Origin of the sequence: Nocardia sp. NPDC051052, assembly GCF_044456045.1 — a bacterium.
In the GTDB taxonomy this organism is placed as follows: domain Bacteria; phylum Actinomycetota; class Actinomycetes; order Mycobacteriales; family Mycobacteriaceae; genus Nocardia.
This window is the reverse complement of the sequence record NZ_JBITFL010000007.1, coordinates 292,981-317,218: the sequence shown is the minus strand read 5'-3', so window position 1 is coordinate 317,218 and position 24,238 is coordinate 292,981. Positions and strand designations below refer to the sequence as shown.

The following is a 24,238-nucleotide window of genomic DNA, read 5'->3' as shown; positions in this document are numbered from 1 at the left end:
CAGTCAGGTGGTGGGTGTCAGCCGTCGAGCGTCCAGCGGAACCGATCGCCTGGGGGATGGCAGTCGGCGGAGCCGGCGGGGTGGGTGGGGTGGGTGGGGTGGGTAAGCACCGGGGGATGGCAGCTGGCGGAGCCGGCGGGGTGGGTAAGTACTGCCGCATCTTGCAGCACCACTTTCGGCGGAATCGGCAGGTCATGGAAGGCGGATTCGTTGGAATCCATTTGGTAACCGGCGGTATTGGGGTAGATCAGCAGGTCGCCGACCTCGGCGGCGCGCGGCAGCGGGATGCGGCGCCAGCTGAGCATGTCGGAGTCGAGGCAGGTGGCGGCGCCGACGCTGGTCGGTGTCGGGGTGCCCGGCCGCGCGGGCCACAGCAGTGGGTCCGGCAGGTATTCGCTGTCGAACCACTGCTCGGACAGGCTCAGACTCGTGCCGTCGACGGTGAGCAGGCAGTACGGCGCGCCGTCGGCCTGCCGTATTTTGCTGCCCTGTACTCGGAAGACGGTGAATCCGGCGTGCGCGAGCAGCGCGCGGCCCGGCTCGATCGCCAGCCGGATGGCGTTGTCGCGCAACCGCTGTGCGAGCCCGTCGTGTTCGAGGACCGCGGCGAGCATGGCGGGGCCGGGCGCCGGGAAGTGATAGGGGTAGTACGAGTCGAACGATTTGCCCGAGTGAAACCACTGCCGGTCGACGTGTTCGGTGAACTCCGTCCACGCGGTGGCGGGCACGTAATCGACGCCGAATCCGCCGCCGATCGACAGTGTCGTCGCGGGATGGCCGAGGGTCCGCGCGTGCAGGCAGCGGGTGATCAGCTCGCAGGCCAGCTCGGCTCGGGCCACCGCGTCGTAGCCGGACAGGTGAAAGCTGAAGCCCTCCAGGCGGATCGATTCGCGGCCGTCGAGTGCGGTCAACGCGTGGTCGATCTCGGCATCGGTCAGGCCGAACCGGCTGGCCGACGCGGCGGGCAGTACCCGCAGCATGACCCTGGCCGGTGCGGCCGAGGTGCCCAGTGCGGCAAGACGTTCGAGCTCGCCGAGGTCGTCGACGGCGATCAGCGCGCCGTGCCGGGTGGCGAGCCAGAGCAGGTCGTCGGACTTCGCGGGCCCGGTCACCATCAGCTCGTCACCGCGAACACCCTGGGCGAGTGCGGCAGTGAGCTCGCCGGTGCTGGAAACATCTACGCCCGCACCATGTTCCGCGCAGGCACGCGCGACGGCGGGCGACTTGTTCGCCTTCTTGCCGTAGTAGATGACGCCATCGATCCCCGCTTGCTCGAACACCGTGCGGAAACCCTGGATATTGCGGCCGACCATCGGCGGGTACATGACGTGGAACGGTCCGCCCAGCGCAAAACCGATGTCGCCCAGCAGATTCGGGTCGTCGAACGCGCGGCGCTCCCACTCGTCCAGGTACGCCGGGACCGGGGCGGCGCTGATCGAACCTCGCGTCACCCCCACCCCGCCGCCGTCTAGTCCCACAGGGGCACCTCCGTGCCACGGCCCTCCGCGATGGCGCGCTCGGCGAGTGCGTGCGCGACGGCGATGTCGGTCAGCACGAGCCCGCTGTTGTAGACGAAGATTCGCTCGTCGTCCGAGCGGCGCGCGACCGCGCGCCGGCTCAGGATCTGCGGCAGTTCCGCGTCCACCGCGCGCAGCGTCCCGTCCGGCCCGGCCATGTCGGTACCGGTCAACCCCATTTGCTCAGCGCTGGTGGCGACAACGCGGTCCGCGTCGACCAGCGTGGACGGGGCCAGGCCGTAGCCGACCAGTACCACCGTGGAACCCGGTGCGAGATCACTGGATTCGAGCGCCACCTCGGTGCCGGGACCGGCGGTGGCGAGCACCACGTCGGCGGTGGCCGCGGCGGCCTTCGGGTCTTCGACCGTTTCGAGCAGCGCGTGCGGGTAGTACTCGGCGAGGTGCTGGTGCACCGCGTCCAGCCCTTCGGGATGGGTGCCGTACAGCATCAGCTTGCGCAGCTGCGGGTTCGCGGCGAGCAAGTGCGGCAACGCGTTTCGGCCCTGGGTGCCGGTGCCGATCAGCAACACGCTCTCCGCGCCACGGCGAATGGTCTCGCGCACCAGCAGCGCGGACACGGCCGGGGTGCGCAGCGCGCCGACCCGGGAACAGTCCATCATCGCGATCGGTGCACCCGTGCTGTCGTCGTACAGCGTGATGGTCGTGTAGTAGCGCTTGGTGCTGCGATCGTGACCGGGGTCGAACTTGTACGACGTCTTCATCGCGACCACCCGGCGGCGACCGTCGCGGCCCAGCATCGCGTAGGACACCGACCAGCCGTCCGGGTTGGCCACGCTGAGTTTGCGCGGGTTGTCCGAATCGCCCGCGGCGAACGCCAGATACGCGTCTTCGACCGCGCGCACGACATCGCCGGGCGTGATCGGCACGCCCGCCAGGTCGCTTCGGCTCAGCACCCGTAACGGGGTGCTGCGGTCACGGATGTTCAAAGGATCCTCGATCATGTGCTGCTTCCCGCTCTGTCGCCACCGGATGATCCTCCCGGTGTCCGTCCGTACGGGCTTGGTCGCAGCCGCCGGACACGAACGCGGAATTCACTGCTGCTCGGAACGGGGCGACGATCCGTTGCCCATACCCATTCTCGTCGGCCTCTTCGGCCCGCCGTGGTCGATCGGGCAGGCGCACGTTCACCCGCTTCAACCAGCGGTCGGTGCCGTCATAACGCGCGGTGAACGGTACTCGACCATGCACCGCGACATCGTTGTCTACCAGCAAGACCTCGCCGGGCGCCAGTGCGGCGGTCACACAGACGCGTTCCAGCTCGGTGCTGAGCCTGGCGTAGGCGGCGCGGAATTCGGCGTCGGCGTCGTCGAGCGGGGTGTAGGCCGGGTCGTAGCGCAGCGTCGTCTCGTCCGGTCCGGCCGAGCTCCACAGCGTCGGCAGCGGCGCGGCGGAATACCGTTCGTGCCCAGCGCCGTACGAGACGTCGGGCAGGATCGGCAGGGTCGGCGCGCTGAGCAGGCGCCGCTGGCCCGCGGTGAGCTCGACCCGCCGGACCGAGGACACGGTGGTGCCGACCATGTCCGGATTGCGCAGGCAGCCGAGCATCAGCAGATTGGCGCGCTCGGGGTGGAAGGCGTCCTCGGAGTGCGGGCTGAGCAGGGTCTTGCTGCTCGCGCCGGACTGTTCGTGTTCGTGGCCGGGTGAGGGCAGGATGTTGTTGACCAGCCGTCCGCCCTGCTGGCCCTGCCAGCCGAACGGCTCACCGGCGGACCGCGCCAGCAGCAGCATGACCAGGTCGAGCTCGAAGGAGTGGGCGCGCAGGGCGGCCGTGCCGCTCCATTCGGCGGCCTCGCGCCAGCTCGGCGGGGTCGGGCCGAATTCGTCATCGGTGAGCGGGAGCCTGCTCACGATGGTCGCGCCTGCCGCGGTGGCGGGCGGTCGCATGGTGCGGCGGACGTCGGCGGGTAATTCGGCGAACCTGGCGTCGATCTGGGCGATCAGGGCCGGATCGGTGAGCGTGGCGGCCATCGAGGCTTCGTCGTACAGCGTCGTATGCAGTGTGGTGGATATCTCTCGCGCGAGCTCACGCACCGCACGCCCAGCGGCGGCGGGGAGTGCACGGCGTTCGATATCCAGCGGGTGAAGCGTCTTACGTTCGGAGAGAACGCCTTTCACCTGGATATTCCCTTCTTCGCATCGGTCGAAAAAGCAGCAGTTGACGTCGATCTGCGAAGCTATCGTGTCTCGGCTCGTTAAGCAAGGCTTACCTAAGCGAGTCGGACAAAAATAGCAGAAACGAATAAATGTGGTGAAGTGCCGCTTAACCTGCGGCGGCGTGGCGTTCAACCATTTAGGCTAGCCTGTCCTGATCGTATTGGCAGTTCGCGTCAGCGGATGTCTACCGCGCGATGGTTGTTTGTCCAGGAAGAAGGCAGCGCAATGGGTTTGAATCGACGGCAGCTCCTGCAGTCGGGTCTCGGCATCGGGGCTGTGCTCTTCGTCGCAGCCTGCTCGAAGGACACCGAGTCGGCGGGGCCCGCGCAACGCGGCGGCACCCTGCGGGTCGGTGCGCTCGGCACGGCGGCGCGCAGCGAACGCGATCCGCACGCCAATCTGAGCAACGACAGCGACTTCCTGATCACCTCGCTGGTGTACGACGCACTCACCGTGCCCGGCGGTGACCCGAATGTCGCGCCCCGCTTGGCAACTCGGTGGGAGCCGGACGCGCAACGCCGCCGCTGGACCTTCACCCTCGCCGACGGCGCGACCTTTCATGACGGCAGCCCGGTCACCTCCGACGACGTCGTGTGGTCGCTGCGCAGACTGCGCACCGTCGGTGGTGCGTCGAAAATGCCTGTCGCCGTGGAGGACATTACCGCCGACGGACCGAGTCGGGTGGTGCTCACCGTGCCGGAGCCGAACACCCAGCTGCCGCTGCTGGTGCGGCTGATGACGTTCACCGTCAAGAAGGACACCACCGACTTCGGCAAAGCCATTGGCACCGGGCCGTTTCGGCTCGAGTCGTACCAGGATGGCAATGCCAGGCTGGTCCGCAACGAGCGCTGGCACGGCCCGGCGCCGCTGCTCGACGCCATCGAGGTCACCATGTTCGAGAGCGTCACCGCGCTGGGCAATGCCGTGCTCGGCGGGCAGATCGACCTCGCCTCCAATGTCGGCGCGATCGCGGGCCGGACGGCGGAGGGCCGCGGCGACCTGCGGGTGGTGCGGCGCGCCGACGACACCATGCTCGGCGTCGCGATGCGCGCCTCGGACGGGCCGTTCGCCGACGCCAAGGTGCGCACCGCGCTGCGGCTCGGTGTCGATCGAAACGCACTGGTGAATCAGGTGCATTCGGGATACGGCAAGGTCGCCAACGACATTCTCGGCACCGCCGACCCGATGTACGACAAGTCCATCGCACAGCGCGCCCGCGACCTCGACCGCGCGAAAGCGCTGCTGCGCGAAGCCAATTTCGATACCGGCCGCAGCTACCCGCTGGTGACCAAGGCGGAGGCGCCCGGCGAGGTCGAATCGGCGAAGGTCATCGCGACCCAGCTGGCCGACATCGGCGTTCGCCTCGACGTGGTCACCCAGGAGTCGAACGCCTTCTACGACCAGACCTGGCTGAAGGCACCGCTGTACACCGTCTCGTGGGGCACCAACGATTCGACGCTGTTCTACGCGAAGAATCTGATGTCCAGCGGTTCCAACCGCAACGAAACCGACTTCAAGGACGCGGCATTCGATGCCGCCACCACGAAAGCCCTCTCGGCACAAAGCGACTCGGACTACGCGCAAGCCTGCCGCGAGGTGCAGCAGATCGAGCACGATCGCGGCGGCTACCTGGTGTGGGGCATGGCCGACGGCATCGATATCGCGTCCGCCCGCGTGCACGACCTGCCCACGCTCGGCGGTTTCGCCAGGGTGCAGCTGGAACGAGCCTGGCTGGGCGGGTGATTCCGTTCGCGCGCCTGCTCGTCCGGCGCATCGCCCTGCTGATCGCCTTGCTGGCAACGGTCTTCGTGGTCGTCGACCTGCTGCCCGGCAACACGGCGCGGGCGGTGCTCGGACGGGACGCGACGCCGGACCGGATCGCGGCGAAGGAACGCGAACTCGGGCTGGACCGTCCACTGCCGGAACGCTTCTGGAACTGGATCTCCGGGGTGCTGACCGGCGATTTCGGCCACACCGCGCGCGGACGCTCGATCAACGACCTGCTCGCCGACAAGTTCCCGCCGACCCTGCTGCTCGGCGGCCTCGCGTTGACGCTGACCGTGGTCGCGTCGTCGGTGCTGGGTATCTGGTGGGCGGCGCGGCAGCACACCGCGGTGCGGCTACTACAGCCCGCGACGACCATGGCCGCGGCGATCCCGGAATTCGTGGTGGCGACGCTGTTGATCCTGGTGTTCGCGCTGGCGGCCGGTTGGCTGCCCGCTGTCACCATCACCGGCCGGTCCGGATTTCCGGCGAGTCCTGACATGTTGGTGCTGCCCGTGCTGGCGTTGGCGATCCCGCAAATCGGCTGGAATACCCGGGTCGTGCGCGCCGCGATGGTTGACGCGGCCCAGGCTCCGCACGTGGAAAGTGCCGTGCTGGACGGTATTTCCACGCGTGCCGTGCTGCTCCGCCATGTTGTGCCGTTCGCGCTGCCCACGATCGTGGCGAGCTTCGCGACCACCGTGGGGATGGTGCTCGGCGGATCGTTGGTGGTCGAGACCATCTTCAACTATCCGGGTCTCGGCGCGGTGCTGGCCGGTTCGGTGGCGGATCGCGATGTGTCGTTGATCGCGTCGGTGGTCGCGCTGTCCGGCGCGGTCATCATGGGCATGCTCGCGGTTGCCGATGGCATTCGCGCATGGTCGTTGCGAGGTCGCGGATGAAACAGCTACCTGCTGACGCAACGGAGATATGGGCCAACCATCGTCGGGTGCAACGTCTTCGGCTGCTGACAGTGTTGCCTGCCGTGCTCGTGACATTGCTGGCCGTGCTCGGGCCGGTACTGGCACCGCACGCGGCCGAAACTCCCGTCGGTATCCCGTTCGGCCGTGCCGGTGCCGACGCCTGGCTCGGCACCGACCGGCTTGGTCGCGACGTGCTGAGCCAATTGCTGTACGGCGGTTGGGGTCTGCTCTTACTGGCCGCCGTGATCGCCGTGACGGTGACCGCACTGTCCTGCGTCGTCGGCGCGATCGCCGCGCTGCGACCGCGGGTCGGCATGGTCATCGAGCTTGCCACCGACTTCGCCATGCTGCTGCCTGCCGTCCTCGGCATTCTGCTCGTCCTGACCTCGTGGCCGGACGCGGGCGCCATCGGCTTGCTGGTCGTTGCTCTCCTTTTCGGCACCCCGTACTGCGCAAGGGTTTTCGCTGCCGCTGCCGCCGGTGTCGCTGCCTCCGGCTATGTCGAGGCCGCCCAGGCCAGCGGGGAAACCCTGCCGCACTTGGTCTTCCGTGAAGTGGTTCCGAACCTGCGTGAGGTGATCACCGCCCAGCTCGGCCTCCGTTTCGTTGCCGCCGTCTACCTGGTCAGCACCGCCTCGTTCCTGCAACTGCCGACCACCCTGGGCGCGAGCAACTGGGCGGTCATGGTGCGCGAGAACGCCTCCGGCATGCTGCTCAACCCCTGGGCCGTTCTCGCGCCGAGTCTGGCCATCGCGGTCGTCGCGGTGAGTGTGAACCTGGCCGTCACCGCGTTGGGGAAAGGGGAGCGGGTATGAACGAACGTTCCGCGCGGCCGTCGTCCGCGATTGTGGCGGTGTTGTGCGCCGACGACGCGGTGGCAGGACAAACTCGGCCGGCAACCGGGCTTCGCGTGTGTCGGACGACGGGGGAGTTGCGGTGAGCGATCCTGCTCTCGAGGTCGATGCACGAATCGACCTCGACACCTTGGACACGGCGGGGGTCCCACGGCGCGTCGGTGATGAGCCGTCGAACGGTGTGGACGATCGAGCGGCGAGGCTCGGTGCTGGTGGCGCCGGACAGCCCGCAAGCGTGCCGGTGGTGGTCGACGAATTGTCGGTGCGCGGCTCGACGGGGCTGGAGTTGTTCGGGCCCACCAGCTTCCAGATCGCGGCAGGAGAGATCACCGCGCTCACCGGACCTTCCGGGTCGGGCAAGACAACGCTGATGCGAGCGCTACTCGGGCAGCTGCCGACCGGCGCTGCCCGGTGCAGCGGCTCGGTCTCGGTCGCGGGCCACGACGTGTTCACGCTCGATCCCGCTGCCCGGCAGCGATTCCGGCGCACCCATGTCGCGTACGTGGGGCAAGACCCGGCGTCGGCTCTCAACCCGCTGATGCGCGTGCACGGACTGCTGCACGAGGTCGCCGGACACGCCTCTCGTGACACCATCGTCGAGACCCTCGAACTGGTCGGCCTCTCCGCCGAACACCTGCGCCGCAGATCCGGCGAGCTCTCGGGTGGCCAGCAACGCCGAGTCGCCTTGGCCCGAGCCCTGATCCGCCGGACCGGCGTGCTGATCCTCGACGAACCTCTCGCCGGTCTGCACGGCGCCTTGCGCACCGATATCGCTCGCCTGCTGACAGAGATCGCCGCCGAACGCGCCACCGCGATCCTGCTGTCCGGCCACGACACCGCAACTGTGCATGCCGTCGCCGACAACGTGATCGAGCTCGGCACCGGGCTTGCGATGACGCCTCCCAGAGTGGATGCCCACAAGCATCTGTATATCGGCAACGAGCATGTCGAGCCCACGATCGACCGTTCAGCGGAACATGAATCGCCAGCGGATATTGCGCCCAGCGCCCAGGACGCGACGCGGGTTGGTGACGGCTCGCTACCGGGGCCCGCCGATCCGCTCGCAGACACCTCGTCGACTCCGGCTCCCACCCCACTCCTGCTGCGCGCCAAAGGCATCGGTGCCTCGATCGATCACCGCGAGGTCCTGGCCGGAATAGACCTCGAACTGGCCTCGTCCGCAGCACTCGCCGTCGTCGGCGTTTCCGGTGCGGGCAAGACGACCCTGGCTCGAGTGATCGCGGGGCTGCACCGCACCGCAGTCGGCTCCCTCGAGCTGCACGGCGCGCCGATTCCCGTTACCGGCCGCCGGCGAACCGCGGACGGCGGCAATGGCATTCAGCTGGTAACCCAGAATCCGCGATCCGCACTCAACCCGCGGCGGACCGTCGCGCAGACCCTCGGCCGACCACTCCGCCGCATCGGGGGCGTCCCGAGACGCCGACTGGCCCAACGGGTCAGCGACCTACTCGCCTCCGTCGAACTCGGCCCCGAGTTGGCGTCGCGCTACCCCCACGAACTCTCCGGCGGACAACGGCAACGAGTCGCCCTGGCCCGCGCACTCGCCGCCGAACCCGCGGTGCTCATCTGTGATGAGATCACTTCCGCACTGGATCACGCGACCGCCGCATCGATCATGGCTCTGCTGGATCGCATCAAGGCCGACCGCGCCATGGCCCTGCTGGTGATCAGCCACGATATGGCCCTGGTCGCGGCGCATTGCCCGCGCATGGTCGTTCTCGACCACGGCCGAATCGTCGAATCCGGTGAGACGCGCGCCATACTCGCGGCTCCGGCGCACCCCGCGACCCGCGAGCTGCTCGGCTGAGTTTTCCGAGGTAGTCCGCCGAACCTGGATGATAGGTGGAGTGCTCCTAAAGAAGACCGGCGCTGTGGCCGCCGTCATGGTGACCCTCGCGCTCGCCGGTTGTGGGATCGATCGCGATCTTCCGCCGATTCCCGAGGGCATCCCGCCCGGCCCGGGTACCGCCCTGCCGCTCTTCGACCTGGACGGTCCGGGTCGCACAGCGGTGCAGTTGCGCGGCTGGGCCGAAGAACAGGCGGACCGCATGGCCATTCCGCCGGTCGCGTTGGAGGCTTACGGCTACGCGGCTGCGGTACTCGCCAGGTCCAAGCCGGACTGCGGCATCGCCTGGACGACCATCGCGGGCATCGCCAGCGTGGAGAGCAAGCACGGCTCGCACGGCGGCTCGCGGATCGACGAGGACGGCACGGTGCGTCCGCCGATCATCGGCATCCCGCTCAACGGTGCGCCGGGCGTCGCCCTGGTCAGGGACACCGACGGTGGTGCGATGGACGGCGATCCGGAGTTCGATCGTGCGATCGGCCCGCTGCAGTTCATCCCGGAAACCTGGAAGCGCTGGGGCGTCGACGCGAACGGTGACGGCGTGGCCGACCCGCAGAACATCGACGACGCGGCCCTCACGGCGGCCCGGTACCTGTGCGCCAGCGGCGGCGACCTGACCTCCGAACAAGGTTGGCAGAAGGCGCTGCTCACCTACAACCAATCCACCAGTTACCTGCTGACCGTGCGCGACCGCGCCGCGGCATACAGCGTCGGCCGCCGGGTATGACCTCGGCCACCGGAGTGCCGGTTACCCGCCCAGCTCAGCGGACGCTAGGCTCGCAGCGCACGGCAATTTCCGTAATACCCACCGTGCCCGCAGCCTAAGGAGTGTCGTTTTCGTGGCCATCATCGAACAGGTCGGAGCTCGCGAGATCCTGGATTCTCGCGGAAACCCCACTGTCGAGGTCGAGATCGCCCTCGACGACGGCACCCTGACCCGGGCCGCTGTGCCCTCCGGCGCGAGTACCGGCGAGCATGAAGCCGTCGAGCTGCGTGACGGCGGCGAGCGCTACGGCGGCAAGGGCGTACAGAAGGCCGTCGAGGGAGTGCTCGACGAGATCGCGCCGGCCGTCATCGGCCTGGACGCGGTCGAGCAGCGCACCGTCGACCAGGTACTGCTCGACCTGGACGGCACCCCGGACAAGTCCCGCCTCGGCGCGAACGCCCTGCTCGGTGTCTCGCTCGCGGTGGCTCGCGCCGCCGCCGAGTCCTCCGGCCTCGAGCTGTTCCGCTACCTCGGTGGCCCGAACGCGCACGTGCTTCCGGTGCCGATGATGAACATCCTCAACGGTGGCGCGCACGCCGACACCAGCGTGGACGTCCAGGAATTCATGGTCGCCCCGATCGGCGCGCCCACCTTCAAGGAAGCGCTGCGCTGGGGTGCCGAGGTGTACCACGCGCTGAAGGCGGAGCTGAAGGCCAAGGGCCTGTCCACCGGCCTCGGCGACGAGGGCGGCTTCGCCCCCGACGTGGCGGGCACCAGGGAGGCGCTCGACCTGATCAGCGCCGCGATCGGCAAGACCGGCCTGAAGCTCGGCAGCGATGTCGCGCTGGCGATGGACGTCGCGGCCACCGAGTTCTACACGACCGGTAGCGGCTACAAGTTCGAGGGCAGCGTCCGCAGCGCCGCCGAGATGACCCAGTTCTACGCCGAACTGCTCGCCTCCTACCCGCTGGTCTCGCTCGAGGACCCGCTGTCGGAGGACGACTGGGACGGCTGGGTCGCGCTCACCGACGAGATCGGCGAGAAGATCCAGATCGTCGGCGACGACCTGTTCGTCACCAACCCCGAGCGCCTGGAAGAGGGCATCGCCAAGGGCGCGGCGAACGCGCTGCTGGTGAAGGTCAACCAGATCGGCACGCTCACCGAGACTTTGGACGCCGTGGAGCTCGCGCACCGCAACGGCTACAAGACGATGATGAGCCACCGTTCCGGCGAGACCGAGGACACCACCATCGCCGACCTCGCGGTCGCGGTGGGCAGCGGCCAGATCAAGACCGGTGCGCCCGCGCGCAGCGAGCGGGTTGCCAAGTACAACCAGCTGCTGCGCATCGAGGACGCGCTCGGTGACTCCGCGCGGTACGCGGGTGATGTCGCGTTCCCGCGCTTCGCATTCGAGGGTTAGTAAACAAGGGACGCTATGACGGAGCGACGTGCGCGTGGAACCAGTCCAGCCGGGCGTGGGGACCGCCGCACGTCGCGTTCCGCCAGCTCGCGTCCCAAGGCAGGCTCCGACACGGAGACGGCCGCCAGGCCCGCGGCGGTAAAACGCACTGCGCGCAGGCGATCCGACGACAAGAAGGCCGCGCCGCAGCAGGTCGGCCTGCGCAGCACCGGCCACGGCGCGGACAAGCACGACCGCACGATCCTCGGCCTGTCCACCGGCAAGGCGGTGATCCTCGCCATCGTGGTGTGCGCGCTGGCGCTCACCCTGGCCGTGCCGATGCGCACCTACTTCACCCAGCGGGCCGAGGCCGCGCAGCTGGCCCAGCAGCGCACGGAGCTGGAGTCCGATCTGCAGCGGCTGCGCGATCGCCGTGCGCAGCAACAGGATCCGGCCTACATCCGATCCGAGGCGCGCGAGCGGCTGCGGCTGGTGCTGCCCGGCGAGACCCCCTACATCGTGCAGGTGCCCGGCATCGAGGCTGCCGCCCCGCCGACCGCGGTGACCAGGTCCCGGGAGCCCGACCCCTGGTACACCGAGCTGTGGCGCAGCATTTCCGAACCACAACCCGCCCCCGCGGCCGACAAGGCAGCACCACCAGCACCGCCCGTCGCGCCGCCACCAGGACCGGAAGGACCCAGGTGACGAACGACCAGGATCTCGCGATCATCGCCAAGCAGCTCGGCCGCGAACCGCGCGGCGTGCTCGCCGTCGCCTATCGCACCCCGGACGGGATCCCGGCCGTCGTGAAAACCGCGCCGCGCCTGCCTGACGGCACCCCGTTCCCCACCCTGTACTACCTGACCGACCCGCGGCTCACCGCCGAGGCGAGCAGGCAGGAATCCGCGGGCGTGATGCGCGAGATGACCGAACGGCTCGGCAGCGACCAGGAATTGGCCGCCGCCTACCTCGCCGCACACCAGAGCTACCTGGCCGAGCGCGACGAGATCGAGTCCCTCGGTACCGATTTCACCGGCGGCGGGATGCCGGAGCGGGTGAAGTGCCTGCACGTGCTGATCGCGCACGCGCTGGCCAAGGGCCCCGGCGTGAATCCGTTCGGCGACGAGGCGGTGGCGCTGGCCGCCGACAATGGGTTGCGCGGCACCGCGATTCCGGCCGACTGGCCGAAGTACGAGCGGGTCGTCGTCCAGGAAAGCGGAGCACAGGCATGAGTAATCGGGTAGCCGCCGTCGATTGCGGGACCAACTCCCTCCGGCTATTGATCGCCGACGTGCTCGCGGACGGCACGCTGGCCGATGTGCACCGCGAGATGCGGATCGTGCGGCTCGGCAAGGGGGTCGACGCGACCGGCTCGCTGGCACCCGACGCGATCGAACGCACCAGGGTCGCGCTGGCCGATTACGTGGCGCTGATGCGCGAGACCGGGGTCACCCGGGTGCGCATGACGGCCACCTCCGCCACCCGCGACGCGTCCAACCGCGAGGATTTCTTCGCCATGGCCCGCGCCGAACTCGGCACCGTGGTACCCGGCGCGGAGGCCGAGGTGATCACCGGTGACGAGGAGGCGCGGCTGTCCTTCACCGGTGCGGTCGGCGAACTGTCCAGCGAGGCAGGGCCTTTCGTGGTGGTCGACCTCGGCGGTGGTTCGACCGAGTTGGTCTTCGGTGACAGCGAGGGCGTGCAGGCCGCGTTCTCCGCCGACATCGGCTGTGTCCGGATCACCGAACGCTGCCTGCCCGGCGACCCGCCGACCGCCGAACAGGTTGGCGCGGCACGGGAATTCGCCACCGAACGGCTGGCCGAAGCCTTCGCCCGGGTGCCCGTCGACGGTGCGCACACCTGGGTCGGCGTCGCGGGCACCATGACCACGCTGGCCGCCGTCGCCCTCGATCTGCCCGAATACGATTCGGGGAAGATCCATCTCACCCGCCTCCCGCTGAAACAGCTTCGGGCCGTGTGCGATCGGCTGATCGGCATGACGCACGACGAGCGCGCCGCCCTTGGCCCGATGCACCCCGGCCGGGTCGACGTGATCGGCGGCGGTGCCATCATCGCCGAGGTCCTCGCCGACGAATTGTCCCGTCGCGCGGGCATTTCCGAGCTCGTCGTCTCCGAGCACGACATCCTCGACGGTATCGCGCTCTCCATCGCCTGACGCGCTACTCGGACTTGCCTTCGCGCGCCCGGCCGGTGACCAGATCGGCCAGCCGGGACAGTGATTCCTTGTTGCGCGGCGCGAGCACCTGTTTCTGAACCAGGTCGGGCACCAGTGCGGCCGGCCCGCTGATCGCGCGTTCGAACATGCTGATCCGGGTGCGGTCGGGGGTGATCTCGGTCAGCTCCAACCGGATCCACGCCGAGCCGACCGGCCACAGCCGCGCCTCCAGCTCGATCATCCGCGGCGCGTCCACCTCGCGGACCTTGGTGGTGTCGGACAGGTTCAGCGGCCACGGTCCGACGCTGTGATGGATGCGGGTGCCGACCGCGGGCCAGCCGGCGTCGACATCGCGGATGTGCGACGCGCCGACCACCCAGAGCGGGTACAGCCAGCCGTCGGCCAGCACCGCGAACGTGTCCTCGACCGAGGCGGGCACCGTGATTTCTACCGGATCCATCCGTGCGTCACTTTCGTCGTCGTGCCGGACTGTCGTGGCCGGGGCAGCGCTGTGGCGTGCCCTTCCCCGGGTGCCCATCGAGGGCCTGAAGAAACGCTCCGATAGGCAGTCTGGCACGATCCGCTACCGTGCGCGACGCTGCGATGATCTTCGAGATTTGGGCGTTGATGCCGAAGAATCGTCGCAAACATGGGAAGGTCTGAGGATGTCGGAAGTAAAAACGGCTGATTCACCGATTGCCGGACGGACCATCTTCGGTCACCCCATCGGATTGACCAACCTTTTCGGAGTAGAGCTGTGGGAACGGTTCTCGTACTACGGAATGGTCAGCATCCTCGGGTACTACCTGTACTACTCGGCGACCGACGGCGGGCTCGGGCTGGACCAGAGCACCGCGTTCGGCATCGTCGGCGCCTACGGTGGCCTGGTCTATCTGTCCACAGTGCTCGGCGGCTGGATCGCCGACCGGCTGCTCGGCATGGAACGGACGGTGTTCTACGGCGGCGTGGTGGTGGTGGCCGGGCATATCGCGCTGGCCGTGCTGCCCGGCCTCGTCGGTGTCGGGGCCGGCCTGGTGCTGGTCGCGCTCGGCAGCGGCGCGCTCAAGGCGAACGCGTCGTCACTGCTCGGCACGCTGTACGAGAAGGGCGACGCGCGCGCCGACGGCGGCTTCACCCTCTTCTACCTCGGCATCAACCTCGGCGCGTTCAGCGGCCCGCTGCTCACCGGCCTGCTGCACGACCACCTCGGCTTCCACTACGCGTTCGGCGCCGCCGCGATCGGCATGGCACTCGGACTCATCCAGTACGCCGTGTTCCGGCGCAACCTCGGCACGCACGGCCGCGAGGTGCCGAACCCGTTGCCGCGCACCGCGATCGGCCCGGTAGTCGGCCTGCTCTGTGTTGCCGCGGTGGTGGTTGCCGCCGCCTTCCTGACCGGCTTGGTGACGCTGGACAATCTGCCCGACGTGACCACCGGCGTCATTGCCGTCGCGGCGGCCGTCTACTTCGTCGTCATGCTGACCAGCGCCAAGGTGACACCGATCGAACGAAGCCGGGTGCGCGCGTTCATCCCGCTGTTCATCGCCAACGCGGTGTTCTGGTCGCTGTTCCAGCAGATCTTCACGGTGCTCACGGGCTACTCCGACAACCGGATCGACTGGCGCCTGTTCGGCTGGACCGCGCCGTCGAACTGGATCAGTTCGGTCGAGCCGGTCTGGATCATCACGCTGTCACCGCTGTTCGCCATCATGTGGACCAAGCTCGGCTCGCGCGCGCCGAGCACGCCACGCAAGTTCGCGCTCGGCGTGATCGGCATGGGACTGGCGTTCATGCTGTTCGTGCCGCTGTCGTTCATCAGCGGGCAGCAGGTGCCGATCCTGCTCATCGTCGCCGTCATGGCCGGGTTCGCGATCTCGGAACTGCTGCTCTCGCCCATCGGTCTTGCGGTCACCACCCAGCTCGCACCGGAAGCTTTCCGGGCACAGATGATGGCGCTGTACTTTTTCTCGGTTGGCATCGGCACGTCGATGTCGGGTACTTTGGCCCGGTTCTATGACCAAGACCACGAAATCGCCTACTTCGGTATCACCGGCGCCGTCGCGGTCTGCGCCGGACTGGTCGTGGCCGCCATCGCACCACGGATCAGCAAGTACATGGAGGGCGTGCATTAGCGCGTCCTCGGCCATAGACAGCTCGACAGCACGATCAGAGGTAGAGGAGAAGGTGTGGCGATCCGCAAGCCGGACGACGCGACAGGACTGGACCCGGCTCGGTGGGGCGGGTTGTTCCGCACCAAATCCGTCGAGCAATCGATCAAGGACACCGACGAGCCGGACTCGAAACTCCGCAAGGACCTGACCGCCTGGGACCTCACGGTCTTCGGCGTCGCGGTGGTGATCGGCGCAGGCATCTTCACGCTCACCGCACGCACGGCGGGCAACGTGGCCGGACCGTCGGTCTCGCTCGCGTTCGTCTTCGCCGCGATCGCCTGCGGGCTGACCGCGCTCTGCTACGCCGAGTTCGCGTCCACGGTTCCGGTGGCGGGCAGCGCGTACACGTTCTCCTACGCCACTTTCGGTGAGCTCGTCGCGTGGATCATCGGCTGGGACCTGATCCTGGAATTCGCGCTGGCCACCTCGGTGGTGGCCAAGGGCTGGTCGCAGTACCTCGGCGAGGTGATAGGCACGACGCCGATCGTGCACATCGGCTCGGTGTCCTTCGACTGGGGCGCGGTGTTGCTGATCGCGGTCCTCGCCGTGCTGCTGGCCACCGGAACCAAGGTGTCCTCGCGGGTGTCGGCGGTGGCGGTCGCCATCAAGCTGGCCGTGATCGCGCTGGTGCTGATCGTCGGCATCACCTACTTCAAGTCGGAGAACCTGACGCCCTACATTCCGCCGTCGCAGCCGAGCGAAGCGGGCGACGGGCTGCGGCAGTCGCTGTTCTCCTTCCTGACCGGCGCCGGGCACACCAGCTTCGGCTGGTACGGGCTGCTCGCCGCGGCCAGCCTGGTGTTCTTCGCGTTCATCGGCTTCGACGTGGTCGCGACCACCGCCGAGGAGACCAAGAACCCGCAGAAGGCGGTGCCGCGCGGCATCCTCGGCTCGCTGCTGATCGTCACCATCCTGTATGTGGCGGTGACGCTGGTGCTCACCGGCATGGTGCCCTACACCGAGCTGTCCGGTGACAATGCCACGCTCGCAACGGCTTTCGCGATTCACGGCGATACCTGGGTGAAGAACATCATCTCGGTCGGCGCGCTCGCCGGACTCACCACGGTGGTGATGGTGATGTTCCTCGGGCAGACCCGCGTGCTGTTCGCCATGTCGCGCGACGGGCTGATGCCGCGGAAGCTGGCGCACACCAGCAAGTTCGGCACGCCGGTGCGGATCACCGCGATCGTCGGCGTGGTCTGCGCGGTGCTCGCCGGTTTCGTCGACTTCGGCACGCTCGAGGAAATGGTCAACATCGGCACGCTGTTCGCGTTCGTGCTGGTCTCGGTCGGCGTGCTCATTCTGCGCCGCACCCGTCCCGACCTGCCGCGCGGATTCCGGGTTCCGCTGGTGCCCGTTGTCCCGATCCTCGGTGTGCTCGCCTGCTTCTGGCTGATGCTGAATCTGTCGGTGGAGACCTGGATTCGGTTCATCGTCTGGATGGCGCTCGGCTTCATCATCTACTTCGCCTACAGCCGTCGCCACTCGGTGTTGCGCAACACTCTCGTGGAGTAGCCCACCACGAAGTGCCATGCCTGCCGAACCGGCTCGCTTCCGTTCAGGCCGTCTCGTCGAGCGCCTCGACAGGTCTCGAGTCGACGGTCAGCGCGTGTATCACTATGACGACCAACAACACGCCGGCCCCGGATATCACGGTCACCCACCGGGGGCCGAGGGCGTCGATGAGCGGGATGGCGACAAGGTAGGCAAGGGAACTCGCCGCGAACGGAATCGACATGGTGACGCCGCTGACCGTGCCGAGCATGTGCTCAGGGGTGGCGGACTGGACGACGAGGTCGGTCGCGACATTGCCGATCCCGTTGCCGGTGCCCGCCACCGCCTGAGACACGAAGGCGGTGCCCAACCATGGAGCCACGCCGAGGGTCACCGCGCCCACCCCGAACAATCCTTCCCCGATACGCCATATCCGCAGTGGGTTTCGAATCCGGGCACGGCCGAGGAAGATTGCCGGGCCGAGTAGCATGCCTACGCCGTAGACCCCGATGAGGGCGCCGTAGGACCAAGTGGGTCCGTGCAGATCATCTCGCGCGAGGAATACCAAGGACGCTGTGGTCATCGAGGCGAACGAGACCACCGAGAACAGTCCGAGCGCCACCGAGCCGAGTGCCCGGTTACTGAGTAGTTCGCGGAAGCCGACCAGCAAGGTGCGTCCGTATCCGACCCGATGCTCTTCGGCCCGCGGCGTTTTCGGGAGGTCGAGGCGGACTATGAGCGCAATAGAAGCGAGGAAAGTCAACGCGTCGACCAGCACGACCGCGCGTGCGTCGACAACGGCGAGCAGCGCGCCGCCGAGCAGTGGACCCGCCGCGAAGCCGGCGTTGAAGCAAATCGCCATCGCCGCGAAGGCTTTCGGCAATTCCGCACTCGCGACCATCGCGGGAATGGAGCGCCGACCGGCAGGCAGGAACAGCGTGTTCAGCAGAGTCGCCAGGGCGATGATCGGAATGTTCACCGCGAGGTGGAACGGGATCAGCGCCACCGTAAGGAACAGCACCGCTTGACCGAGGTCGGTCAGCACCATGATCTTCTTCGCGGAGTACATATCGGCCAATGCCCCGGCGAACGGACCGATGAGGCGGGGCAGCGACAGTGCGAGCAGGACCATGCTGGTGGCCAGCGGCCCCTCCGGCGCGGCCATGACGACCAACGCCACCTGGGCGATCTGGTCGCCCGCGAAGGACATGACCCGAGCGAGCCAGAACCGCCGGAAGTCCTGGCGGGCCGGTAGAAAGCTCATCAGCGTCTCCGTCGGGTCAAGCCATACTCGCGAGGATTTTCTCGAGCATGGCGATGGTCGTTCGCGGATTCAAGATGGCGAGTCTCGCGACCGTTTCCGCCCCCCAGGTCGTCGGCGCGACAAAGCCTTCCTGGCGCTCCAGCAGGCCTTCCGACCAGGCCTGATAGTCCTGCTTTCGCCAACCCCTGCGGCGGACCAACACGACGGACAGCTCCGGCGGCAGCACCAGCTCCAGGTACGGCGTCGAGTCCACAAGTGACGCAAGTTCTTCGGCGGTTCGCAGACTGGTCTGCACGGCAGCCTGAAAGGCGTCGGTCCCATACACCGCGAGTGCGAACCACAACGGAAGCCCGCGAGGTCGCCGCGTGCTGTGGTAGGCGAAGTCACTCGGATTCCACTCCAGGTGCTCGGCTTCGTGGATCACGTCGAAGTAGGCGGCCCGCTGGGTGTGCACGGCGCGGGCCGACTCCGGCCGACGGTATATCAGCGCGCTGCAGTCATAGGGACTGAACAGCCACTTGTGCGGATCTACGACCAACGAGTCCGCCTGCTCGATCCCGGCGAACAGCGCTCGGGAATCGGGATCGAAGAGCGCTGCTCCGCCGCCGTATGCCGCGTCGACATGGAACCAGATACCCGACCGGGACGTGATGTTCGCGATCCCGGTCAGGTCATCGACCAGCCCGGCGTTGGGGGTTCCGGCAGTCGCGACGACGGCCGCCGGTGGAACCACGCACTCCCGCAGCGCGGCCTGCAGTCCGGCGGCCGTCAGCCGATGGCTCGGCGTGCTGACGATGATCGGTCGGGCGCCGATTATCTGAATGGCATGCAGCACAGAGGGATGCGCCTGGTCACTGACGGCGATACCCACTTGCTGGGAATCATCCAGCCCGAATCGCCGCCGAGCGGTGTCCCGGGCTACCACCAGTGCGGACAGATTGGCCACCGAACCACCGCTGAGGAAGCATCCCCCTGCGGTCTCCGGCAGTCCCGCGCGCGCGGCCAGCAGGCTCAGCACCTGGTTTTCCGCGGCCACCGCGCCCGACGCGCCGAGCCAGGTGACGCCACGCAGCGCCACACTGGAGACCACCATGTCGAAGAGCGTGGCGGCCTGACTCGGCGCTCCTTGGAAGAACGCGAGAAACGTCGGATTGTCCATCGCGACGAAGGTCGGCTCCAGTACCTCTTGGTAGATTCGCAGCACGTCCCGTGGGTCACGTCCGGTTGAGCCGATCACGCCGTCCAGCGCTGTCGCCAACTCCGACTGGAGGCCTGGACTTCCCAGCGGCCGAGGCCCGTTCGCCATTCGCTGCCGCACCAGCTCGAGCATCAACTGGACGAAATCCGCAGCGTAGGTGTGCAGTTCCAGCGGAAAATCCGGCCGCGCAGGGGCGTCGGCCGACCACTTCTCAGAGGACATGGACACTTCCCTGGGCCGCTCCGAGAGACGGGGTCACGTTCAGACCGAGGGACGGATTACACCGCCGGATTGCCCCGGCGAACCTCCGGCCGATGGCGAAGACTCCAGTCTGCGTTGAGTATTCGGAAAACGCCACACTATCCGGGCCGGGACTGGCCAGGTGCGCCATCGGTGGTGGCACCACCCGCTGCACCACCCAGCGTCCCTCTCCCGCAACGGCGTCCTCGATGGCCCGCTCCCAGGCGCGCTGCTCGGTGACCGGGCCGAAGACCAAACCTTCGCCGCAGCAGCCGTCGGCCGGCTTCAACACGGACGTGGTTCGCTGCCGGACGATCGTATCGGCAACCTCGTCGAGCATTCTGGTCCACGGCAGCGCGGCGTTGATTCGTTCAGCCGCCGAGGGCGCGAGGCGATCAGACCCCGCCGCCTCGGAGAGGATCGCCAGCATGCCCTTGTCCAGGAAGACATCTCCACCTTGCTTGCCGATCAGCGAGACCGAATCACGGCACACATGCTCCATCAGCTGCCGCCAGAGATCGTCTTTGACACCCGCGGTGCCGTCGCTCTCATCGAAGAAGCGGTAGATGGCATCGACTCGCCTCCCGTCATATCTGATGTGCTCGCCTTCGAGGTCGAGGTCCTCGACTGCTGCGGCCACGGCGGTGATGCCGAACCGGCCCAGAGCGCTGACGAGGCCGCGGTACGAGTGCGGCGGCATGTTGTCGTCCTCGTGTCCCCAGTAAGCGATGACCATCAGACACGACCGGTCCAGACGGTCGACCTCGGCCAGATGCTCGGCCAGTGCCTGCACGGTATCGACATGGGACGCGCCCGCGCGGCGCAGATACGCCGCGGCCGCGGGCCATGCCCCATACATCCGCGCGAGCACAGCGCCCATCGCCAAACCGCCCAGTGGTGTCCCAGCGTTGAGCTCCACGAACCAGGGGCTGCCCGAGCTGTCGAAGACCACGTCGGGTCGCGCGATGCGCGCCCAGTCCCGACCCGAGGCGATGCCGTGCAGATCCCGCCGTGGCAGCCGGAGGGCTTCGGAGATCCGGCCTGGATCGTGTTGGAACTTCTCCCGAAGCACGGTGTCGATCCCATCGAAGATCGCGGTCAGGCCTGTTTGCAAGGCAGCGAGGGTGCCGCGGGAGAGAAACTGCGGAGTCAGGACGAACGGCCAGGTGTCGAGTGGCACACCCAACTCGGCCATCTCCGCCAGTGCGGCTCCGGGGCGGGACGGGTCGATGTTGAAGTAGTGCTGTGCGTCTGCCCGATGGTCCTTCAGCCAGTGATTGAAGTCAGCCTCGTGGTCGGTGGTCGCCGGGGGCGGCGCCGGGTCAGCCGGCACGAGAAAGCTCATTGGCGTCGCCGGCTCCGAATTGGTCGAGCATGACCCGGCGCAGGTGTCTGCGAGGATCGGAGAAACCGTTGCGGGAGTGGTACATTCGCCAGTTGTCCCACACCAGCAGCGCGTCTCGGGCGATCTTGACGGCGTGGCAGGCCTGTTCGAAGAAGCGGAGCCCGCGGTCCCGGTATTCGGTCAAGAGCGGGTCATCAACGTACTCGCCGCCAAGCCCTCGACAGCGCATCTCCCGGCCGGAGTAGCGCAGTAGGGTTCCCCACGGCGTGCGCTCAGCGATCGGGTGGTACGCGGCCGTGTGCACCCCCTCGGCCGTCAGGCTCGCCGGTGACCGCCATTCGAACTCACGCGCCTCCAGTGCCGCCTGCTCCTCCGGCGTGAAGGTCCGCAGCAGCTCGTACCCATCGGTGAGGGTCGTCTCCCCACCCGGTCCCTGTGCTGGAACGACCGCCCAGAGCGCGATGTATCGCGGCGGCAAGCCGGTGAACTCGAAGAGCTCGGTGTGCGGAACCAGTGGCTTCATGTTCAGCGCGGAGACTTCGAACTCCTGCATCACCGGATCCGGCTTGATGTCCCGGACGAGTTCACCTTGATACTGCGGCACCGGGATGCCGATGAGTGACAGCAGCGACAGGTGGTCGAAGTCGTTCGGAACACCGTCGACGTAGGCGTATCCGTACGCGCCGATCATGTCGGTCATTTCCGCGGCCAGGGCAGCCGGTCCGACTCTGAAGGTCAGGGTGTTTGCCACGCCGGAACTACTCATCGGTCGGTGCCGCCTCGATGTTGTCATGTCGCATCACAGCAATTCGGTCGGCAGTGTGAGGCGGGCAAGGCGGTACGGCAGGGTGACCGCTTTGCCGCCGAGTTCGAACAGCACCCCGGCCGCGCGTAGCGCCGACGTGGCCGTCCCGGGTGGCACGACTCCAGGACGGTGCAACCGTTCGAAGAGCGCGAGTTGGTCCGGATCGTCCAGGACGGTCTCGATGTCGCTGCCTGAACGTCCGTCGTAGATGACCACGAACCCGGGTCCGCGCCGGTAATAGAACTGGCAGTGCCGGTGCTGTGCGCGCCATGCCGTCGGCTGAAGTCCGGACTCGAGGTACAACGGCGGCGCCAGGTGGTACAGCTGGGCCAGCATGGCCGGCGCCGCGTCGCAGGTCCACCGTACGGACTCACCCCGTGCGGTCATGTCGCGCAAAGCTCTTACGAAGGTGAGGAACTCGTCGGTGTGGTTCACATCGACGTGGACCAGGGTGCCGGGTGTTGTTTGTGCTGGGAGCATGTGGCCTACCGATCGGTCACGGACTTGATGCTCGGGCGTTGAGTAGGCAGCGACACGACTCGGCCCCCCTCGTGGAACACCAGGCCCTGGCGCTCCCACTCGTCGACGAGGCCACCGGCTATCTGCTGGGTAAGCCCGGTCGCGCGGGCGGCGCCCGCGAGGGTGTGCGGCGTGCGCAGGTGCCGGAACAGCTCCGTCGCCGGCCCCGCTTCGATCTTCAGATCGCGCGCAGGCCAACCTGTTCGGCGGTCCTCGATGATCACTGTGCGGTCCGGCAGTTCCCGTGCCACCAGGCTGCTCGCTCGGTACACCTGTTGCCACGAAGCGATCGCGGTCCGGACTGTGCGCTCGTAGTCGGTGCCGATGCCGCACTGCGTCGCGTCGAACTGGTACGCGATGTCCTCGAGTTGCTCGCGATCCAGGTCGTATACGTGGTCGTACAGGGCGGCTGGACGACGTTCCTGGAATCCCAGCTCAGGGCGCTGGAAGTACGGGCTGTATCGCTCGAGCAGGATCCGCACGCTGCCTCCCGGCGGCTGGAGGTGGGCCAGTGCCGGAAGCTGGCGTAGGACAACGGCGTAGTCGTCCTCGGTTTCCCCCGGAAAGCCGTAGAGATAGTTCCAATCGACCGTCACGTCATGGTCTTCGCAGTCGCGCAGCAGCTTGACGTTCTGGGTGGCGTGCACACCCTTTTCCATAATGGACAGCACTCGGGAGCTGAGGTTCTCGATGCCGGGCTGAATATGTACCAGCCCGGCACGGCGTAGTAGCCGGATGTCGTCCTCGCGCAGGTTTGCCTTCACCTCGTAGTAGAAGTGCAGGTCCCAATTCAGCTCGGCAAGGCGCGGCAGGAGCGTGCGCAGGTATTCCATGTCGAGGATGTTGTCGACGGCCACGATGTCCAGCACCCGGTGTCTGTCGACCAGATCGTGCAGGTGGGTCAGGACCTGCTCGGCAGGCCGGGAACGGAATTTCATGGTGAGCCCGTTGAGTCCGCAGAACGTACAGGTGTGCTTCTCGCCCCACCAGCAACCTCGGGCCGCCTCGTACACGAGTCGGGGCCGGACCGTGTCGCGTAACGGGCTGGCGTTCAGCGCGGCGAACCATTCGGTGTAGTCGGGCGCCGGCACCGTATGCATAGCGGGCGACGGTGCGGGTGGGTTGGTGACGGTGGTGCCGTTCGAAGCGCGCCAGGACAGCCCGCGCACTTCACTCATGGGCAGCTCACCGTCGAGGTGGTCGAGGAAATCCACGAAGGATTGTTCCGCTTCGCCGCTCATCACGTAGTCGATGAACGGATAGTTACGGTGAATGGCCGGCCCCATCGGCATGTCGCAATTTCCGCCGCCGATGATGACGGTCGTTTGCGGCCGGAGTCGCTTGAGCTCCTTGGCCAATGCCAGCGACGGTATGTTCTGCTGGAAGGTACTGCTGAAGCCAACCAGGTCCGGCGCTTCCTCGGCGATCCGCTGGGCGTGTAGTTCGATGAACGCCCTGGTGTGCTCGGCCATCTCCAACGACGCGCCCGGGTGCACCCCGCGCCGTTTCAAATACGCCTCGTAGCGGTCGCGCCGCCAGTCGGGCGTGCGGTAGAGGGCGGGTGTGAAGATCCAGTCACCCATGCCGTGCCAGACCCCGACGTTGGCCACGTAATCGTATTCGGGTACGCCGATGCGACCGTCTGTGGCGCTGCGCAAATACTCGGCCCACGCCAGATTGAGATAGACATCGCCGACCTCGTGCGTGCCGCGACACCGCTGGGCGGCGACGACCCGCAGCGTAGCCACCGGCAGCGACGGAGTCTCCAGCAGATTCCAGGGCATCGAGACCAGTAGTACCTTCACAGCTGTCTCCTCTCGT

The 24,238-nt window shown here is 67.5% G+C and carries 21 protein-coding genes; 11 read left to right on the top strand and 10 right to left on the bottom strand.

The genetic code is table 11. The features are described 5' to 3' along the window. Positions 1-17: 17 nt before the first annotated feature. Genes ACIBCN_RS25890 through ACIBCN_RS25880 form a run of 3 tightly spaced genes read right to left on the bottom strand, consistent with a single transcriptional unit; the run spans position 18 to position 3,653 of the window. Positions 18-1,478 carry an alanine racemase gene (locus tag ACIBCN_RS25890; RefSeq protein ID WP_396994239.1) on the bottom strand — a complete coding sequence of 487 codons (1,461 nt, stop codon included), beginning with the start codon at positions 1,476-1,478 and terminating at the stop codon, positions 18-20. Beyond that, entirely contained in the window at positions 1,469-2,479 is a 1,011-nt protein-coding gene (locus tag ACIBCN_RS25885) for an ornithine cyclodeaminase family protein (protein ID WP_396994238.1), read from the bottom strand. The genes ACIBCN_RS25890 and ACIBCN_RS25885 overlap by 10 nt, the downstream gene beginning before the upstream one ends. Beyond that, complete coding sequence (locus ACIBCN_RS25880; protein WP_396994236.1) at positions 2,451-3,653, bottom strand: TauD/TfdA family dioxygenase; 1,203 nt, start codon at positions 3,651-3,653, stop codon at positions 2,451-2,453. The genes ACIBCN_RS25885 and ACIBCN_RS25880 overlap by 29 nt, the downstream gene beginning before the upstream one ends. 264 nt (positions 3,654-3,917) lie before the next feature. Here ACIBCN_RS25880 and ACIBCN_RS25875 point away from each other — a divergent pair, with 264 nt between their 5' ends. The 9 genes from ACIBCN_RS25875 (at position 3,918) to ACIBCN_RS25835 (ending at position 13,381) form a co-directional block, all read left to right on the top strand. Beyond that, a complete protein-coding gene (locus tag ACIBCN_RS25875) occupies positions 3,918-5,435 on the top strand; it encodes an ABC transporter substrate-binding protein (protein WP_396994235.1) in 1,518 nt (505 codons plus the stop codon). After that, entirely contained in the window at positions 5,432-6,358 is a 927-nt protein-coding gene (locus ACIBCN_RS25870; RefSeq protein ID WP_396994234.1) for an ABC transporter permease, read from the top strand. The genes ACIBCN_RS25875 and ACIBCN_RS25870 overlap by 4 nt, the downstream gene beginning before the upstream one ends. A 47-nt stretch (positions 6,359-6,405) precedes the next feature. Beyond that, on the top strand, positions 6,406-7,194 hold the full coding sequence (locus ACIBCN_RS25865; protein WP_396994233.1) for an ABC transporter permease: 789 nt from the start codon (positions 6,406-6,408) through the stop codon (positions 7,192-7,194). 121 nt (positions 7,195-7,315) lie between these two features. Then, a complete protein-coding gene (locus tag ACIBCN_RS25860; RefSeq protein ID WP_396994232.1) occupies positions 7,316-9,061 on the top strand; it encodes an ABC transporter ATP-binding protein in 1,746 nt (581 codons plus the stop codon). A 28-nt stretch (positions 9,062-9,089) separates the two neighbouring features. Then, complete coding sequence (locus ACIBCN_RS25855; RefSeq protein WP_396994231.1) at positions 9,090-9,827, top strand: lytic transglycosylase domain-containing protein; 738 nt, start codon at positions 9,090-9,092, stop codon at positions 9,825-9,827. A gap of 112 nt (positions 9,828-9,939) precedes the next feature. Continuing rightward, on the top strand, positions 9,940-11,226 hold the full coding sequence (gene eno / locus ACIBCN_RS25850; RefSeq protein WP_396994230.1) for a phosphopyruvate hydratase: 1,287 nt from the start codon (positions 9,940-9,942) through the stop codon (positions 11,224-11,226). Between the two features lie 15 nt (positions 11,227-11,241). Further along, entirely contained in the window at positions 11,242-11,910 is a 669-nt protein-coding gene (locus ACIBCN_RS25845; RefSeq protein ID WP_396994229.1) for a septum formation initiator family protein, read from the top strand. Beyond that, the gene (locus ACIBCN_RS25840) at positions 11,907-12,437 is read left to right on the top strand and encodes a DUF501 domain-containing protein (protein WP_396994228.1); all 531 of its coding nucleotides are present in this window, start codon (positions 11,907-11,909) and stop codon (positions 12,435-12,437) included. Before ACIBCN_RS25845 ends, ACIBCN_RS25840 begins: the two co-directional genes overlap by 4 nt. Beyond that, positions 12,434-13,381 (top strand): exopolyphosphatase, encoded by a 948-nt coding sequence (locus ACIBCN_RS25835; protein WP_396994227.1) that lies wholly within the window; start codon positions 12,434-12,436, stop codon positions 13,379-13,381. Before ACIBCN_RS25840 ends, ACIBCN_RS25835 begins: the two co-directional genes overlap by 4 nt. Before the next feature lie 4 nt (positions 13,382-13,385). On the opposite strand, the gene ACIBCN_RS25830 is transcribed toward ACIBCN_RS25835, so the two are convergent. Continuing rightward, a complete protein-coding gene (locus tag ACIBCN_RS25830; protein ID WP_396994226.1) occupies positions 13,386-13,841 on the bottom strand; it encodes an SRPBCC family protein in 456 nt (151 codons plus the stop codon). A gap of 205 nt (positions 13,842-14,046) precedes the next feature. Between ACIBCN_RS25830 and ACIBCN_RS25825 the strand changes: the two genes are divergently transcribed. Together ACIBCN_RS25825 and ACIBCN_RS25820 are read left to right on the top strand one after the other, a co-directional pair. Then, on the top strand, positions 14,047-15,513 hold the full coding sequence (locus tag ACIBCN_RS25825) for a peptide MFS transporter (protein WP_396994225.1): 1,467 nt from the start codon (positions 14,047-14,049) through the stop codon (positions 15,511-15,513). Positions 15,514-15,567: 54 nt separating this feature from the next. Then, the gene (locus ACIBCN_RS25820) at positions 15,568-17,067 is read left to right on the top strand and encodes an amino acid permease (protein ID WP_396994224.1); all 1,500 of its coding nucleotides are present in this window, start codon (positions 15,568-15,570) and stop codon (positions 17,065-17,067) included. Between the two features lie 43 nt (positions 17,068-17,110). Here the strand turns inward: ACIBCN_RS25820 and ACIBCN_RS25815 are convergent, their stop codons facing one another. Genes ACIBCN_RS25815 through ACIBCN_RS25790 form a run of 6 tightly spaced genes read right to left on the bottom strand, consistent with a single transcriptional unit; the run spans position 17,111 to position 24,222 of the window. Continuing rightward, a complete protein-coding gene (locus ACIBCN_RS25815) occupies positions 17,111-18,310 on the bottom strand; it encodes an MFS transporter (RefSeq protein WP_396994223.1) in 1,200 nt (399 codons plus the stop codon). A gap of 16 nt (positions 18,311-18,326) precedes the next feature. Next, a complete protein-coding gene (locus ACIBCN_RS25810; protein WP_396994222.1) occupies positions 18,327-19,730 on the bottom strand; it encodes a pyridoxal phosphate-dependent decarboxylase family protein in 1,404 nt (467 codons plus the stop codon). Further along, positions 19,720-21,081: a hypothetical protein gene (locus ACIBCN_RS25805; protein WP_396994221.1), complete on the bottom strand. Its 1,362-nt coding sequence runs from the start codon at positions 21,079-21,081 to the stop codon at positions 19,720-19,722. The genes ACIBCN_RS25810 and ACIBCN_RS25805 overlap by 11 nt, the downstream gene beginning before the upstream one ends. Next, positions 21,071-21,859 carry a TauD/TfdA family dioxygenase gene (locus tag ACIBCN_RS25800; RefSeq protein WP_396994220.1) on the bottom strand — a complete coding sequence of 263 codons (789 nt, stop codon included), beginning with the start codon at positions 21,857-21,859 and terminating at the stop codon, positions 21,071-21,073. Before ACIBCN_RS25800 ends, ACIBCN_RS25805 begins: the two co-directional genes overlap by 11 nt. 33 nt (positions 21,860-21,892) lie before the next feature. Further along, on the bottom strand, positions 21,893-22,378 hold the full coding sequence (locus ACIBCN_RS25795) for a DUF5825 family protein (RefSeq protein WP_396994219.1): 486 nt from the start codon (positions 22,376-22,378) through the stop codon (positions 21,893-21,895). A gap of 5 nt (positions 22,379-22,383) precedes the next feature. Next, a complete protein-coding gene (locus tag ACIBCN_RS25790; RefSeq protein WP_396994218.1) occupies positions 22,384-24,222 on the bottom strand; it encodes a RiPP maturation radical SAM C-methyltransferase in 1,839 nt (612 codons plus the stop codon). Positions 24,223-24,238: the final 16 nt, after the last annotated feature.